Source organism: Curvibacter sp. GW821-FHT09D12 (genome assembly GCF_059416245.1).
In genome coordinates, this window is record NZ_JBWKOU010000001.1 from 241,033 (window position 1) to 255,920 (window position 14,888).

The window sequence follows — 14,888 nt, forward strand, 5'->3', positions numbered from 1 at the left end:
AGCGGACACAACCATCTCAGGATGGCCCAGCTGAGGGGAGGCAAGATTTTTGATGAGACAACCTGATCAACACCATTTCTGTACGAGGGGCTCCTTGTGAATAAGACTGAACTGATTGAGCACATTGCCAACAACGCCGACATTTCCAAGGCTGCCGCTGCGCGCGCCCTGGAGTCGACGATCGAGGCTGTGAAGAAGACCCTGAAAAAGGGCGGTACCGTTTCTCTCGTGGGCTTTGGTACCTTCGCCGTTGGTAAGCGCGCCGCTCGTACCGGTCGCAACCCGCGCACTGGCGATACAATCAAGATCAAGGCTGCTAAAGTTCCTAAGTTTCGTCCAGGCAAGGCATTGAAAGATGCCTTGAACTGAGATCCAGTTCAGGTGGGGTGCTTAGCTCAGCTGGTAGAGCAGCGCCCTTACAAGGCGCGGGTCGGCGGTTCGATCCCGTCAGCACCCACCACCACCGATGCGAAGGCGAACACATTGTTCGCCTTTTCTTTTTTGCCCTTGAAAGATTGCCATGTTTGAGTCCATCCGCAAGCACTCGAAGATCGTCATGATCGTGCTGTTCTTGCTGATCATTCCATCCTTCGTTCTGTTCGGCATTGATGGCTACAACCGGGCCATGGAAAAGGGCACGACAGTTGCCAAGGTGGATGGTCAAGCCATCACGCAGGGCGAGTGGGATGCCGCGCACAAGAACGAAGTCGAGCGTCTGCGGGTGCAGATGCCCAATGTGGACATCAAGCGCTTCGAATCTCCCGAAGCCCGTTACGTGACCTTGGAACGGCTGGTTCGCGAGAAAGTGCTGGCCTCTGCAGCCAGTGGTCAGCATCTGGCCATCAGCGATCAGAAGTTGGCACGTTCACTTCAGGACAACCCCACCATCGCCTCGTTGCGGCGCGAAGATGGCACGCTTGACGTCGAGCGCTACCGCCAGTTGCTGGGCTCGCAAGGCATGACCCCCGAGATGTATGAGGCCAGTGTGCGCGCCGATCTGGCGAGCCGTCAGGTGCTGGGTGGCATCAGCGCCAGTGTGGTGGCTCCGGCCGGGCAGGCCGACGTGGCATTGAATGCCTTTTTCGAGCACCGTGAGATTCAGGTGGCCACTTTCCGCCCTGCGGATTTTGTGGCACGGGTGACGCCCAGCGATGCGGACATCGAGGCCTACTACAAGGCGCACACTGCACGGTTCCAGATGCCTGAGCGTGCTACTGTGGAGTATGCCGTGCTTGATCTTGACAGCGTCAAGGCCGGCATCGCCCTCAATGAGGCCGACCTCAAGACTTACTATGAGCAGAACGCGGCGCGCCTGGCCTCCAAAGAGGAACGCCGTGCCAGCCACATTCTGATCACCTCGCCCAAGGATGCGCCAGCTGCAGAGCGCGACAAGGCCAAGGCCAAGGCTGAAGCGCTGCTGGCAGAGGTTCGCAAGGCCCCGGCCACTTTTGCCGATGTGGCTCGCAAGAATTCGCAGGATCCTGGTTCGGCCGCCAAGGGGGGGGATCTCGACTTCTTCGCCCGCGGCGCCATGGTCAAGCCTTTCGAGGACGCCGTGTTTGCCATGGCCAAGGGTGACATCAGCGACGTGGTCCAATCTGATTTCGGCTTCCACATCATCAAACTGACCGACATCAAGGTGCCTCAGCAGAAGAGTTTCGAGGCCATGCGCCCCGAGATGGAGGCTGAGCTCAAGCAGCAGCAAGCGCAGCGCAAGTTTGCCGAGGTGGCTGAGACGTTCACCAACACCGTCTATGAACAATCCGACAGCCTCAAGCCTGTGGCCGAACGCCTGAAGTTGACCTTGCGCACGGCCAAGGACGTGACCCGCGTGCCCGGCCCTGGCCTGCCGCCTGTTCTCGGCAACCCCAAGGTACTCGCTGCCTTGTTTGGTGCCGATTCCGTGAGCAAGAAGCGCAACACCGAGGCCATCGAAGTGGGCCCCAGCCAGATGGTGTCGGCCCGCATCGTGGACTATGTGCCAGCCCGTACCCAGGCCCTGGACGAAGTCAAGGCCAAGGTGCGCGAGTTGGTGGTTGCAGAGCGCGCCCAGGCCCTGGCCCGCAAAGAGGGCGAAGACAAGCTGGCGGCTTGGAAGACCAACCCTGCCAGCGCGACGAACCTGGGTGCTGCGGTCACGGTGTCGCGTGATGAGCTCGCCAAGCAGGCCCCGGCCGTGGTCGATGCAGCCCTGCGCCAACGCGGGTCGGCGTTGCCAGCCTGGGTGGGTGTGGACCTCGGGGCACAAGGTTATGCGGTGGTTCGCGTGGCCAAGGTGGTCCCGCGAGTGGGCGTCGAGGAGGCGCGCAAGGCCCAGGAGCGTGCTCAGTATGCTCAGTGGTGGGCATCTGCAGAGGCCCGTGCCTACTACGAGTTCTTGGCTGACAAGTACAAGGTTCAGCTCAAGACCGCCAAGCCCGCACCGCAAGCTTCTGAAGAAAATTCAAATTCGGGCGGTTAAGCAGGAAATTCGGGTTATAATTTTTGTCTGCGGTGGCTGTAGCTCAGTTGGTAGAGTCCCAGATTGTGATTCTGGTTGTCGTGGGTTCGAGTCCCATCAGCCACCCCAAGCAGATCCTGAAAACCCCGTCATGTTGAACATGGCGGGGTTTTTTATTGGCGGTCTGTACACCGCCTCGCCCCCCTTTGCCTTGGGGGCAGTCTCTTGCGGTATGACCGAGGGTTTTCCACGAAGCGATCAACCGTGTCGTGGCTCTGCGCAATTTGATTCAATCCCCTTGAGTCTCCGAGACTGAACGCTGAACGCTGAACGCTGAACGCTGAACGCCGAACGCCGAACGCCGAACGCCCGGCAGCACCAGCGAAGACAGCGTCTTTGGTGTGGTTGTCGCAATATGATGCGTAAATTACATTACGTATAGATATGCGCTCTTCTTCACCTTCTTCCCAATCCGGCACCGATTTGCCGATCTCGGACAGTTGGCCCGATTTTGGCGAGGCGACGATGCCGCAGCCTCTGCGGGCGTTGTCCGAAGGGCTGGAGGGCGAAGAAACGCAACCCGATTTTCTGGAGTTTGATGTCCCGGACACCACGGCCCCGATGCCGATGGAGTCCATGTTTCCGACGCCGGACACGGGCCATCTGGCCTTGCTGAGAGACTGGCCGCACGCTGTCCTGGCACTCGAAATGGGGCGTGAGCCTCGCTTGCTGTTCTGGAATCAGCAGGCCGAGAACATGCTGGGATACGAGTCTCTGGACCTGGTGGGCAATCCGCTGGGTTTGACACTCTTGTGCCCTGATCAGGATTATCGAACCCGTAAATTGTCCGAATTGCAGCAGTTGGGCACGGCCGGTGTTGATCTGGAGTGGACGCTGACCTGCCGGGACGGGCAGAAACTGCGTTTGGCGTGGTCTCTTTTGCCCATGTTGCAGACGCAGGGTGTGTCCAGGGTGTTCTGGTTGGTGGGGGTTGATGTCAGCCGGCGAGCGTTGACCGAACAGGCTTTGCGCGGGCGGGACCGATTGTTGCGCTCGCTTTTCCGGCACCTGCCTGACATGGTTTATCTGAAGGATGGCAGGGGCACTTGGCTGATGGCCAACCCCGCCGCTCTGGCGGTGGTGGGATTGACGGAGGCCCAGGCCATTGGGCACAACAACCTTGAGCTGGCGGACCGGGGCTCGCCGATGGCGGCCGCATTGCGTTTGAGTGCGCTCAATGAGGAAGCCACCTGGCAGACGGGCCGTGCTTCCCATCTGCAAGAGGTGGGAGATGACGCTCAGGGCATGGCGCGATCGTTCGATGTCGTACGGGTGCCTAGTTTTGCCCGGGATGGCAGTCGTTTGCACATGTTGGTGATTCGCCGCGACGTCACGGAGCAGCGAACGGCTGCCACCAAGCTGGAGCTGGCGGGGCGTGTGTTGGACCAGGGCAGTGACGGCATCGTGATCTGTGATGCCGATCGCCAGGTCATGATGGTCAACCAGGCGTATTCGGACATCTCCGGATTTGCGGCCGACGAGACGGTAGGCCGCACGTACAAGTTGCTGGCCGATGGGCAGCATGATGAAACATTTCAAGCCTCCATCTGGACTGCCGTGCACGAACATGGCCGGTGGAGCGGTGAGGTCTGGGGTCGGCGCAAGACGGGCGAGGTCTATCCGCAGTGGTTGATCCTGTCGGCGTTGCGCCACCGGGCCAGTGGCGAGCTGACCCACTATGTCGCAGCCATCTCTGATCTGAGCTCCCGCAAGGCGGCCGAGGAGAAAATTGCTTTTCTGTCCACCCGTGATGTGGTCACAGGCCTGCCCAACCGCACCCAGGTGGCCATGCGGGCCGAGGTGGCGCTGGATCGCGCCCGCATCGAAGGCGATGGTGTGGCCTTGCTGGTGGTGGACATCGACAATTTCAAAACCCTCAACGATTCACTGGGGCATGCGGCGGGCGATTTTCTGTTGCGTGAAATTGGCCAGCGGCTCCAGAATTTCGGCGGTGGGCAATCGGTGGTGGGGCGCTTGAGTGGTGATGAGTTTCTGTTGATGCAGGCCGGTATCAAGACCACCACGGACGCGGCCCACCTGGCCAGCGCCATGATGGAGGCCGTTGCGCAGCCGGTGACATTCGATGGCCTGCCTGTGAATGTGTCCCTGTCGGTCGGGGTGGCGATGTTCCCCTCCGATGGGGATCGTTTTGACACCTTGTTTGGCCGGGCTGATGCGGCCATGTATGCGGCCAAGCGAGGCGGGCGGGCCGCCTATCAATTCGCCACGGCCAGCATGAATGATGCTGCGCTGGAGCGCCTGCAACTCGAGGCCGCCCTGCGTGCGGCGATCGAGCAGGAGGCCTTGAGGCTGGAGTATCAGCCCCTGATCGAGTTGTCTTCTGGGCGCATGGTCGGGGTCGAAGCGCTGTGCCGCTGGGACGACCCGGAGCGTGGCTCGATTCCACCGGGTGTGTTCATCCCCCTTGCCGAAGACTCGGGCCTGATTCAGTCATTGGGACGTTGGGTGCTGCGCGAGAGCACACAGCAGTTGAAAGTCTGGCATGACGCTGGTCACACCGAACTGTTGATGGCCGTGAACCTGTCGGCCCGGCAGTTTCAGCATGGGGCGGTGCTGACCCAGGTTGAGGAGTCCTTGGTGGCCTCGGGCATCAACCCGGCGCGCCTGGAGCTGGAGCTGACCGAGAGTGTGCTGCTGCACGATGGTGAGGCGGTGATGAACACCCTGCGGCAACTCAAGGCGCTGGGCGTGAAGCTGTCAATCGACGACTTTGGGACCGGGTATTCCAGCTTTGCCTACCTGCGGCGCTTCAAGTTCGACAAGATCAAGATTGATCAATCGTTTGTGCGCGACCTGATCGACGATCCGGAAGATGCCGCCATTGTGCGCGGCATCATTTCGCTGGCCATCAGCCTGGGCTTGGCCGTGCTGGCCGAAGGTGTTGAAACCGATGCCATCGCGCAGCGCCTCAAAACACTCAAATGCACCTATGCGCAGGGTTACCACTTCGCCAGGCCCTTGCGACCAGAGGCTTTGGCAGAGAAATTTCTGACCGAAGCGGGTTGAGCCGCCTGCCAGCAGGGGCCGCTCACCGCAGGCTGAAAAGGCCCCCTTCGTCGGGGGCTGCTGCCATCAGGGGTTGGTCATCACCAGTTTGCCCATCACGCCGCGTGACCCCATGTGGGCATAAGCCGCCTTCAGGTCAGACATCGGCATGGTGCGATCGATCACGGGCTTGATCTTGCCCTGGGCATACCACTGAGCCAGTTCAGCCATCATGGCGGCATTGGCTTGTGGTTCCCGGCGGGCAAAGTCGCCCCAGAACACCCCCACCAAAGAGGCGCCCTTGAGCAGGGGCAGGTTCAGCGGCAGGTTGGGGATCGGGCCTGAGGCGAAACCCACGACCAGGTAGCGACCGCGCCAGGCAATGGAGCGGAACGCGGGTTCGGCAAAGTCGCCGCCCACGGGATCGTAGATCACGTCCGGGCCTTTGCCACCTGTCAGGGCTTTGATCTTCTCGCGGAAGGCATTGGGCACGCTGTCGACGCTGTAGTTGATGGTCTCATCGGCGCCGATCTGTTTGCACAGGGCGCATTTCTCATCGGTCGAGGCCGCTGCAATCACCTTGGCGCCTGCGGCCTTGGCAATCTGGATGGCGGCGGTACCCACGCCACCCGCCGCGCCCAGCACCAACACGGTTTCACCCGCCTTGAGTTGGGCCCGGTCCACCAGGGCATGCCATGAGGTGGCATAGATCATGATGAAGGCAGCGGCGTCAACGTGAGGGAACCCCGCCGGCAGTGGCATGCAGAGGGCGGCTGGTGCCAAGGTGTGGGTGCCAAACCCGCCGGTACCCGAGAGGCAGGCGACGCTGTCGCCCACCTTCAGGTGCTTGACCCCTTCGCCCACGGCGGCCACCACGCCGGCATATTCCGAGCCTGGAACAAAGGGCAGGGGGGGCTTCATCTGGTATTTGTTCTGCACAATCAGCAGATCCGGGAAGTTCAGGCTGGCCGCCTTGATCTCGATCAGCACCTCGCCCGGCTTGGGGCTAGGGGTGGGCAGTTCCTTCCAGCTGAGGGCGTCCACGCCCACGGGGTTCTCGCAAAGCCAAGCATGCATTCGAATGTCTCCTGAATTTCAACCCAAAATCATAGGTGGGCTGTCTGGCGCGGGTGTGTCGCTGTAGCGACGGCTTTCAAGCCGGGTGCGCCTGCTCACGAGGGGCACCCTACAATCCGCTGTCCATCCATCAGACCATGAAAATCCTCCTTTCCAACGACGACGGCTACCAGGCGCCTGGCATCGTGGCCTTGTACGAAGCCCTGAAATCCATTGCCGATGTTGAGGTGGTGGCGCCGGAGCAGAACAACAGTGCCAAGTCCAATGCGCTCACGCTGCATTCGCCGCTGTATGTACACCGTGCTGCCAATGGCTTTCGCTTTGTCAACGGCACGCCAGCCGACTGCGTGCACATTGCGCTCACGGGGCTGTTGGGCTATCGGCCCGATCTGGTGGTGTCGGGCATCAACAATGGTGCCAACATGGGGGACGACACGATTTATTCAGGTACCGTGGGTGCGGCCATGGAAGGCTACTTATTTGGTATCCCGGCCATCGCGTTTTCCCAGGTGGAAAAGGGCTGGGCCGAGTTGGATGCTGCAGCCCGCAAGGCTCGCGAGATGGTCGAACAGATCCAGTCCCAATCCATGATCGGCGCACAGCCCTGGTTGTTGAACGTGAACATGCCCAATCTGCCCTACGACCAGTTCAAGCCGGTGCGTGTGTGTCGCCTTGGGCGCCGTCATGCGGCCGAGCGTGTGATCACCCAGGAAAGCCCCCGTGGGGAGACCATGTACTGGATTGGTGGAGCGGGCCCGGCCAAGGACGATTCCGAGGGCACCGATTTCCACGCCACCGCTCAGGGCCATGTCGCCATGACACCGCTGAAGGTGGACCTGACCGATCACGACTTGCTGGGGTATTGGTCCCAGACGGCGGCCAAGCTGCATCAGCCCCAGGGAGCGCGTTCGTGAACCGCCGCCCTGGCTTTCCGGCGCGCCTGGATCAGGCGGTGGCGGCGCCCCGCCCCTCAGGGGCGCCAGCGCCCGTGCCGACCCGTGGGGTTCGCGCTCCGGAGCGAGGCAGCCCGTGGTCTGCACCTGCCGGGTTGGGCATGGATTCCCAGGCGGTGCGCCAGCGCATGGTGCAGAAACTGGCGGCACAAGGGATCCAGTCGGCCAGTGTGTTGGCCGCCATGGGCCAGGTCGAGCGCCACGCATTTGTCGACAGTGGCCTGGTCAATCAGTCCTACGAGGACACCAGCCTGCCGATCGGCCTGGGCCAGACCATCTCAAAACCGAGCGTGGTGGCCCGCATGCTGGATCTGCTGCTGCAGGCCCCCATCGTGGCCCAGGGCGGTCTGGGGCGGGTGCTGGAGGTGGGGACAGGCTGTGGCTACCAGGCCGCGGTGTTGAGCCTGCTGGCGCGTGAGGTGTATTCCATCGAGCGCTTGCGCGGCCTGCACGAAAAAGCCCGTGACAACTTGCGGCCCATGCGTCTGAGCAACCTGCATTTGCTGCTGGGCGATGGCATGGAGGGCTTTGCCAAAGGGGCCCCTTACGCGGGCATCGTGGCCGCGGCAGGGGGCGATGCTGTGCCCCAGGCGTGGTGTGATCAACTGGCTGTTGGCGGGCGCCTGGTGGCCCCCACGGTGATGGCCGCCGGCAAGCAGGCTCTGGTGGTCATTGACAAGACGGCCCAGGGGCTGCAGCAGACCGTTCTTGAGGCGGTGCACTTTGTCCCTCTAAAATCAGGCATTGCTTGAAGGAAAGACATACTTATGCGGGGTTTGCAAGGGCGGAGTGTTTGGTGGACTGTGGCGGTGCTGGGCCTGTTGCTGACAGGATGCGCCTCCAAGACGGGACGCCAGGCGCCTGTCGAAGAGCGTGGCCCGCAATCGGTCAATTCGGCATCGGCTCCGGCGCCGGTTGTGGTGCCCCCCAAGCCTCTTCCAGGTGCCGAGAATGCCGGCAAGCCGGGCTACTACACCGTCAAACCTGGCGATACCTTGATTCGCATTGGGTTGGAGTCCGGGCAGAATTGGCGCGATCTGGTGCGCTGGAATGGCCTGGACAACCCCAATCTGATTGAGGTCGGCCAGGTCTTGCGCGTGATACCGCCCTCGGCGACAGTAGCTGAAAGCGGCGCTGTGACTCGCCCGGTGGGCAACCCGACGGTCACGCCGACCAATGGGGGCGCGTCCGGGGCGGCCAAGGCCGGTACCGCCGCGCCGGCTGCATCGGGTTCGACCGCCGCGACAACCCCAACGGCGCCCGCCGCGCCGGCTGCCCCGACCGAGGACGATCCCGGCTTCATGTGGCCTACAGGTGGTGCCTTGCTGGCCGGCTTTGATGAGGCCAAGAACAAGGGCCTGGACTTGGCCGGCAAAGCCGGCGACCCGGTGCTGGCTGCTGCGGATGGGCGTGTGGTGTACGCCGGCGCTGGATTGCGGGGCTACGGCAACCTGATCATCCTGAAACACAACAACACCTTCCTCACGGCCTACGCCCACAACCAGCTTTTGCTGGTGAAAGAAGACCAGGCGGTGCGCAAGGGGCAGAAGATCGCTGAGATGGGGAACAGTGACTCTGACAGGGTGAAGCTTCATTTCGAGATCCGGCGGCAGGGCAAGCCGGTGGATCCCTCCCGCTACCTGCCCAACCGCTAGCCCAAAAGGCCGACCCATCATGACCGTGCGCAACGATGAACCTGTTCCTGGTGAGTCTGATGCGCATGAGGAAGCGCCTGCAGACGACGGATTGCTCGCTGCGGATGCGGGGCCGGATGGGGAGGCCGTGGCAGCCTCGCTGGCCCCCTTGCCCGCCGATGTGGAGGGGGGCGATTCGCTCGCGGTCTATCTGAGGGAGGTGCGGCGCAAGCCTTTGTTCACCCCGCAGGAAGAATTGGCGGTCGCCACCCGGGCCAGGGCAGGCGATTTCGAGGCTCGTCAGTCGATGATCGAGCACAACCTGCGCCTGGTGGTGAGCATTGCCAAAGGGTATGCCTCACGTGGCGTTCCCATGTCCGATTTGATCGAAGAGGGCAATCTGGGGCTGATGCATGCCATCGACAAATTCGAGCCTGAGCGGGGTTTCCGTTTTTCGACGTATGCCACTTGGTGGATTCGCCAATCGGTTGAGCGGGCGGTGATGAACCAGGGGCGGGTGGTGCGCCTACCGGTGCACGTTGTGCGCGAACTGCAGCAGGTGCTGCGGGCGAGGCGCTCGCTTGAAAATGACCCCAGCTTTGTGGCGCGCCGGCCCGACGGGGTGCGCGCTGAGGATGTGGCGGCGTTCCTGGGGCGTGAGGTGCAGGAGGTGACTGAACTCCTGGCCATGGCTGAGGCTCCCAGATCCCTGGATGCTTCACTGGATCGTTCCGGGGACGATCACACCCTGGGCGACACCCTGGTGGATGAGTTGGCGACCGACCCCAGCGGCCTGACCCAGGAACATCAGGTCGAGCGCCTGTTGGACCGCTGGGTGGATGGTTTGTCCAGCCGCGAGAAAGAGGTGCTGACTGGGCGTTTTGGCTTGCATGACCGTGAGCCTGAGACCCTGGAAGTCTTGAGCGAACGCCTGGGGCTGACCCGGGAGCGGGTGCGCCAGATTCAGAACGAGGCTTTGTTCAAACTCAAGCGCCACCTGGCTCGGCACGGCATCTCACGCGATGCGTTGTTGTGATCCGTTGATGGGGATGGCGTGACGGGCCGCCCATGAGAGCCTGTTCACGAGAACAGGCTCTGAGACAATCGGGGCATGACAACCGTTTCCGAGCCCCACATCACCGACGACCCGAGCTCCGGGTTGCTGCCTCCCGCTGACACCCCAGCCAGCGCCGACCTGCCACCGGGCTGGCTGGCCATCGAATCACTTGACCTTGAAGCGCAAGGGGTCGCCCGTCGCCCCGATGGTAAGGTTGTGTTTGTCGATGGCGCATTGCCGTTTGAGCTGGTCAGTGCTCAGGTCAACCGCAAAAAGAACAATTGGGAGCAGGCCACCCTGACTGAAATCCACCGAGAGTCTTCCCAGCGCGTACGCCCTGGTTGCAGCCACTTTGGATTGCACGCCGGTGCCTGTGGGGGCTGCAAGATGCAGCACCTGCATGTGGGGGCTCAGGTGGCCGTCAAGCAGCGTGTCCTCGAGGACAACTTATGGCATCTGGGCAAGGTCAAGCCCGAAACCTTGCTGCGGCCGATTGAAGGCCCGGCCTGGGGCTACCGTTACCGTGCGCGCCTGTCGGTGCGCCATGTCATCAAAAAGGGGACGGTGCTGGTGGGTTTCCATGAGCGCAAGAGCCGCTATGTGGCCGACATGAGCGAGTGCCCTGTGTTGCCACCCCACGTGAACGCCATGCTGCTGCCTTTGCGTGCCTTGGTGGCCGGCATGGAAGCCCGAGACACGTGCCCGCAGATCGAACTGGCGTGTGGGGACGATGTCACTGCGCTGGTCCTGCGGCATCTGGAGCCCCTCAGCGAGGGCGATCTGGCACGTTTGCGTGGGTTCGCTGCCGAACATGGGGTTCAATGGTGGTTGCAGCCCAAGGGGCCCGATACGGTGCACCTGCTGGACCCTGAAGGGCCGCAGTTGGCCTATTCGCTGCCTGAGTTTGGCATCGTCATGCCTTTCAAGCCGACCGATTTCACCCAGGTGAATCCTCACATCAACCGGGTGCTGGTCAGCCGGGCCCTGCGCTTGCTGGATGTGCGCAAAGACGAGCGCGTCATCGACTGGTTCTGCGGTCTGGGCAATTTCACCCTGCCGCTGGCCACCCAGGCCCGCGAGGTGCTTGGCATCGAAGGCAGCGAGGCGCTGGTGGCACGTTCGCGCACCAACTATGCCGGCAATCAGGCATCAAGGGTGGAGGCGTCTTTGTGCCCCACCGGTTTTGTGGCCCGGAATTTGTTTGAAATGACCCCCGACATGCTGGTGGCCGATGGCTATGCCGATCGATGGCTGGTGGATCCGCCTCGTGAGGGGGCCTTTGCACTGGCCAAGGCCTTGTCTGATCTGCACCAGCAGCATCTGCTACAACCCGGCAGCCTGCCTGAGGGCTGGACGGCCCCGAAGCGCATCGTGTATGTGAGTTGCAACCCGGCGACGCTGGCCCGAGATGCTGGGCTGTTGGTCCATCAGGGGGGCTATCGTTGCACCGCGGCGGGCGCCGTGAACATGTTCCCGCACACGGCCCACGTGGAAAGCATGGCCGTGTTCGAGCGCACCGCAGCCTGGGATTGAGCGCAGGGCCGCCTTGGTCGCGGCCCTCAGTGCTTGTCGCTGCCCTTGCCCTTCTTGGGTTTGGGTTCGTCTGCCTCGGCGGAGGCCTTGCTCTCCGCGCCTTCGGGGGGCGAGGCCGTCGGAATCGGTATGACCGAAGGGGCACCTTCGATCTTGTTGTCCCGCATGTATTGGTCCATTTCTTTCCAGCCATCAAAAATGGCGGATTTGGGGGCCTTGGGGTTCAGTGTGTAACAGTCTTCAATGCCACGCTGGGCGTAACGACAGGCGCCACCTGTGGCTTTGGCATCGGCCTCGCGCTGAACGACCTTCGGATCGGGGCCGAGGCCCGGAATGTCACAACCCGCCAGCATCAGCAAGGCAGGGGCGAGGATCAGCAGACGGCGCGCAAACATGATGAAGCCTGGTCAGAGTGTCTATGAGGATTATCGGCGTCACCTGAGGCGAGTTGAGCCAGGTTCATCGTCGACATGAAAAAAGGCCCCGCAGGGCCTGTTTTTTATCGCGGCACGCTTGCTGCCAACTCAACGTTATTCGCGTTCGCCGCCGAAGATGCCCAGCAGTGCCAGCAGGTTCTGGAACACGTTGTACAGGTCCAGGTACAGCGACAGGGTGGCCGAGATGTAATTGGTTTCACCACCATCGATGATCTGCTTGATGTCATACAGCATGTAGGCGCTGAAGATGCCGATGGCGGCCACGGACAGGGCCAACATGCCTGCAGAGGAGCCGACGAACGCATTCACCAAGCTGCCCACCAGCAGGACCAGCACACCCACGAACAGCCACTTGCCCAGGCCCGAGATATCACGCTTGATCACGGTGGCCAGGCTGGCCATCACGAAGAACACACCGGCCGTACCACCGAAGGCGGTCATGACCAGTTCCGGGCCGTTCTTGAAGCCCAGCACCATGGCGATCAGGCGCGACAGCATCAGCCCCATGAAAAAGGTGAAACCCAGCAGCACCGGAACCCCGGTGGCCGAGTGTTTGGTTTTTTCGATGGCGAACATGAAGCCGAAGGCCCCAGCCAGGAAGACCACCAGGCCGATACCACCGGACAGCATGGCCGACAGGTTGGTGACGACGCCGATCCAGGCTCCCAACACGGTGGGCACCATGCTCAGGGCGAGCAGCCAGTAGGTGTTGCGCAGCACGCGATGCCGCTGCTCTTGCGACAAAACATTGCCATAACCCACCGACAGGTCGATGTTTTGGAAAGGTTGGTTCATGAATGAATCTCCTTGGGGAACGGCCAGAACTTGGCTTCTAAGGCATTCTAAGTGGGGACGATGAGGCGATTCTTAAAGACCCGCCTGCCAAAGGTTGGCATGCTGTCCAAATAGTGAAAATTGTTTTTCATCTAGCATCCCCCGGTGCCGGCTGAGGTGCCGCTATCCTTGCTTCTTTTCGACCACCATCAAAGGTTTTTCATGCAAACCAAGTCCGTTCTTGAACTCTCCGATGTCAAAGCCATTGCCGCAGCTGCTGAAGCAGAAGCCCTGAAGAACAAGTGGGCCGTGACCATTGCCATCGTGGATGACGGTGGACATCTGCTCTGGCTGCAACGCCTTGACGGCGCGCCGGCCATCTCGTCGCACATTGCACCGGCCAAGGCGCACACGGCCGCGCTGGGCCGCCGTGAAACCAAGGGTTACGAAGACATCATCAATGGCGGGCGCTACGCCTTCCTGACCGTGCCCAAGGTTGAGGGCCTGCTGGAGGGCGGGGTTCCTATTCTCAAGGACGGCCATTGCATCGGCGCGGTGGGTGTGAGCGGCGTGAAGTCTTCGGAAGACGTTCAGATCGCCAAGGCAGGCATTGCCGCCGTTGGCTTGTAAGCCTCTCGTCGCCAAGCCACCCGATGCGGTGGCTTGGCGTTGGGGATTTCATGTGCAAAAGCCGCTGACCCTCTTCGGGCAGTGGCTTTGTTTTGGGGGCGGCAGCACATCGGGCAGCTGCCGCATGGGCTGTGCCGCGAGATGTGTGCCTGGGCTTCAGTTTTTGGGCTCGGTGATGAAGCCGATTTTCTTCAGCCCCGCATGCTGAGCGGCGGCCATGGCCTGGGCCACGCGTTCATAGCGAACCTCGCGATCACCCCGGATGTGCAACTCTGGCTGGGGCTCTTTGGCCGCGTTCTGGGTCAGCATGGCCTCCAGTGCAGCATCGTCGATTCGAGTTTCATTCCAGAAGTAGCTGCCATCGGCAGCGACTGACAGACGAATGGTCTCTGGTTTGGCGGCCTCGGGCTGGTTGCTGGCACGGGGCAGATCAACGTTCACCGAGTGCTTCATCACCGGGATCGTGATGATGAAGATGATCAGCAGCACCAGCATGACATCCACCAGGGGGGTCATGTTGATTTCACTCATCACCTCTTCAGAGTCTTCCTGACGTCCGAAGGCCATGATCAGACCCCTTTCTTGAGGGCCACCACGCTGGTGTTGGCACCGCTGTGAACCCGCGCTCCTGTCACGAAGAAGGCGTGCAGGTCATGGGCGAAGCTGTTGAGTTTGTTGAGAATGGCCTTGTTGCCTCGAACCAATGCGTTGTAGCCCAGCACGGCGGGAATGGCCACGGCCAATCCCAGGGCCGTCATGATCAATGCCTCCCCGACGGGGCCAGCCACTTTGTCGATGGTGGCCTGGCCGGCCGAGCCGATGCCCAACAGCGCGTGATAGATGCCCCACACGGTGCCAAAAAGGCCCACAAAGGGTGCGGTGGAGCCCACCGAGGCCAGCACGGCCAAGCCACCCTGCAGGCGAGCTGTGAACTCGTCAATGCCGTTGCGAAGGCAGCGGGTCACCCAATCACTGACGTCAAGGCTGTCGTGCAGATGCACCTTGGTGTTGCTGTGGTGCGCGGTGGCATCGCGCCCATCCAACGCCAGTTGGCGGAAGGGGTTGTCCGCATCGGTCCCCAGGCTGTTGAGACCGGCGCTCAGATCGGGGTTGTGCCAGAAGTCTTCGGCCGCGCGGGCGAACTTCTTGTATTTGATGATGTCCAGCGCCTTCAGGATGATGACGATCCAGGAGGCCAGCGACATGCCCAGCAGCAGCAGCGCAACGGTCTTGGTGACCAGGTCGCCTTGGGCCCAAACGTGGGCGAGTCCGAATTCGGTTTCCATT

Annotated in this window: 14 protein-coding genes and 2 tRNA genes; 11 read left to right on the forward strand and 5 right to left on the reverse strand. The window is 61.8% G+C overall.

Annotated elements, in window-relative coordinates; genetic code table 11:
* The first annotated feature begins 96 nt into the window (after nt 1-96).
* The 5 genes from AC07PT_RS01145 (at nt 97) to AC07PT_RS01165 (ending at nt 5,527) form a co-directional block, all read left to right on the forward strand.
* Nucleotides 97-369, forward strand: a complete 273-nt coding sequence (locus tag AC07PT_RS01145; RefSeq protein ID WP_007858657.1) for an HU family DNA-binding protein — start codon at nt 97-99, stop codon at nt 367-369.
* A gap of 15 nt (nt 370-384) precedes the next feature.
* Nucleotides 385-460 (forward strand) — tRNA-Val (locus AC07PT_RS01150).
* A gap of 60 nt (nt 461-520) precedes the next feature.
* A complete protein-coding gene (locus tag AC07PT_RS01155; protein ID WP_492345111.1) occupies nt 521-2,461 on the forward strand; it encodes a SurA N-terminal domain-containing protein in 1,941 nt (646 codons plus the stop codon).
* A gap of 32 nt (nt 2,462-2,493) precedes the next feature.
* Nucleotides 2,494-2,569 (forward strand) — tRNA-His (locus AC07PT_RS01160).
* Between the two features lie 396 nt (nt 2,570-2,965).
* Nucleotides 2,966-5,527 carry a sensor domain-containing protein gene (locus AC07PT_RS01165; protein WP_492345112.1) on the forward strand — a complete coding sequence of 854 codons (2,562 nt, stop codon included), beginning with the start codon at nt 2,966-2,968 and terminating at the stop codon, nt 5,525-5,527.
* Between the two features lie 66 nt (nt 5,528-5,593).
* Here AC07PT_RS01165 and AC07PT_RS01170 read toward each other — a convergent pair whose 3' ends face one another.
* Nucleotides 5,594-6,583 carry an NADPH:quinone oxidoreductase family protein gene (locus AC07PT_RS01170; protein WP_492345113.1) on the reverse strand — a complete coding sequence of 330 codons (990 nt, stop codon included), beginning with the start codon at nt 6,581-6,583 and terminating at the stop codon, nt 5,594-5,596.
* 137 nt (nt 6,584-6,720) lie between these two features.
* On the opposite strand from AC07PT_RS01170, the gene surE reads away from it, so the two are divergent.
* The 5 genes from surE to rlmD all read left to right on the forward strand — a co-directional run bounded on the left by surE (nt 6,721) and on the right by rlmD (nt 11,760).
* Nucleotides 6,721-7,497 (forward strand): 5'/3'-nucleotidase SurE, encoded by a 777-nt coding sequence (gene surE / locus AC07PT_RS01175; RefSeq protein ID WP_492345114.1) that lies wholly within the window; start codon nt 6,721-6,723, stop codon nt 7,495-7,497.
* Nucleotides 7,494-8,288 carry a protein-L-isoaspartate(D-aspartate) O-methyltransferase gene (locus AC07PT_RS01180; protein WP_492345115.1) on the forward strand — a complete coding sequence of 265 codons (795 nt, stop codon included), beginning with the start codon at nt 7,494-7,496 and terminating at the stop codon, nt 8,286-8,288. Before surE ends, AC07PT_RS01180 begins: the two co-directional genes overlap by 4 nt.
* Nucleotides 8,289-8,303: 15 nt before the next feature.
* Nucleotides 8,304-9,191, forward strand: a complete 888-nt coding sequence (locus tag AC07PT_RS01185; protein ID WP_492345116.1) for a peptidoglycan DD-metalloendopeptidase family protein — start codon at nt 8,304-8,306, stop codon at nt 9,189-9,191.
* Nucleotides 9,192-9,210: 19 nt separating this feature from the next.
* Entirely contained in the window at nt 9,211-10,206 is a 996-nt protein-coding gene (rpoS, locus tag AC07PT_RS01190; protein WP_492345117.1) for an RNA polymerase sigma factor RpoS, read from the forward strand.
* A gap of 75 nt (nt 10,207-10,281) precedes the next feature.
* A complete protein-coding gene (gene rlmD, locus AC07PT_RS01195; RefSeq protein ID WP_494655529.1) occupies nt 10,282-11,760 on the forward strand; it encodes a 23S rRNA (uracil(1939)-C(5))-methyltransferase RlmD in 1,479 nt (492 codons plus the stop codon).
* A 26-nt stretch (nt 11,761-11,786) separates the two neighbouring features.
* Here the strand turns inward: rlmD and AC07PT_RS01200 are convergent, their stop codons facing one another.
* Nucleotides 11,787-12,155, reverse strand: a complete 369-nt coding sequence (locus AC07PT_RS01200) for a hypothetical protein (protein ID WP_492345119.1) — start codon at nt 12,153-12,155, stop codon at nt 11,787-11,789.
* Between the two features lie 135 nt (nt 12,156-12,290).
* Nucleotides 12,291-12,992, reverse strand: coding sequence for a Bax inhibitor-1 family protein (locus AC07PT_RS01205; RefSeq protein WP_492345120.1), 702 nt, complete (start codon nt 12,990-12,992; stop codon nt 12,291-12,293).
* Between the two features lie 201 nt (nt 12,993-13,193).
* Here AC07PT_RS01205 and AC07PT_RS01210 point away from each other — a divergent pair, with 201 nt between their 5' ends.
* The gene (locus AC07PT_RS01210) at nt 13,194-13,601 is read left to right on the forward strand and encodes a GlcG/HbpS family heme-binding protein (protein WP_492345121.1); all 408 of its coding nucleotides are present in this window, start codon (nt 13,194-13,196) and stop codon (nt 13,599-13,601) included.
* Between the two features lie 156 nt (nt 13,602-13,757).
* On the opposite strand, the gene AC07PT_RS01215 is transcribed toward AC07PT_RS01210, so the two are convergent.
* Nucleotides 13,758-14,168 carry an ExbD/TolR family protein gene (locus tag AC07PT_RS01215; protein WP_492345122.1) on the reverse strand — a complete coding sequence of 137 codons (411 nt, stop codon included), beginning with the start codon at nt 14,166-14,168 and terminating at the stop codon, nt 13,758-13,760.
* A gap of 2 nt (nt 14,169-14,170) precedes the next feature.
* Complete coding sequence (locus AC07PT_RS01220; RefSeq protein WP_492345123.1) at nt 14,171-14,887, reverse strand: MotA/TolQ/ExbB proton channel family protein; 717 nt, start codon at nt 14,885-14,887, stop codon at nt 14,171-14,173.
* Nucleotide 14,888: the final 1 nt, after the last annotated feature.

Coding starts and splice junctions, on each gene's coding strand:
- AC07PT_RS01170 (WP_492345113.1), bottom strand. CDS start 6,583: ATGCATGCTTGGCTTTGCGAGAACCCCGTGGGCGTGGACGCCCTCAGC.
- surE (WP_492345114.1), top strand. CDS start 6,721: ATGAAAATCCTCCTTTCCAACGACGACGGCTACCAGGCGCCTGGCATC.
- AC07PT_RS01200 (WP_492345119.1), bottom strand. CDS start 12,155: ATGTTTGCGCGCCGTCTGCTGATCCTCGCCCCTGCCTTGCTGATGCTG.
- rlmD (WP_494655529.1), top strand. CDS start 10,282: ATGACAACCGTTTCCGAGCCCCACATCACCGACGACCCGAGCTCCGGG.
- AC07PT_RS01205 (WP_492345120.1), bottom strand. CDS start 12,992: ATGAACCAACCTTTCCAAAACATCGACCTGTCGGTGGGTTATGGCAAT.
- AC07PT_RS01215 (WP_492345122.1), bottom strand. CDS start 14,168: ATGGCCTTCGGACGTCAGGAAGACTCTGAAGAGGTGATGAGTGAAATC.
- AC07PT_RS01155 (WP_492345111.1), top strand. CDS start 521: ATGTTTGAGTCCATCCGCAAGCACTCGAAGATCGTCATGATCGTGCTG.
- AC07PT_RS01220 (WP_492345123.1), bottom strand. CDS start 14,887: ATGGAAACCGAATTCGGACTCGCCCACGTTTGGGCCCAAGGCGACCTG.
- rpoS (WP_492345117.1), top strand. CDS start 9,211: ATGACCGTGCGCAACGATGAACCTGTTCCTGGTGAGTCTGATGCGCAT.
- AC07PT_RS01210 (WP_492345121.1), top strand. CDS start 13,194: ATGCAAACCAAGTCCGTTCTTGAACTCTCCGATGTCAAAGCCATTGCC.
- AC07PT_RS01185 (WP_492345116.1), top strand. CDS start 8,304: ATGCGGGGTTTGCAAGGGCGGAGTGTTTGGTGGACTGTGGCGGTGCTG.
- AC07PT_RS01165 (WP_492345112.1), top strand. CDS start 2,966: ATGCCGCAGCCTCTGCGGGCGTTGTCCGAAGGGCTGGAGGGCGAAGAA.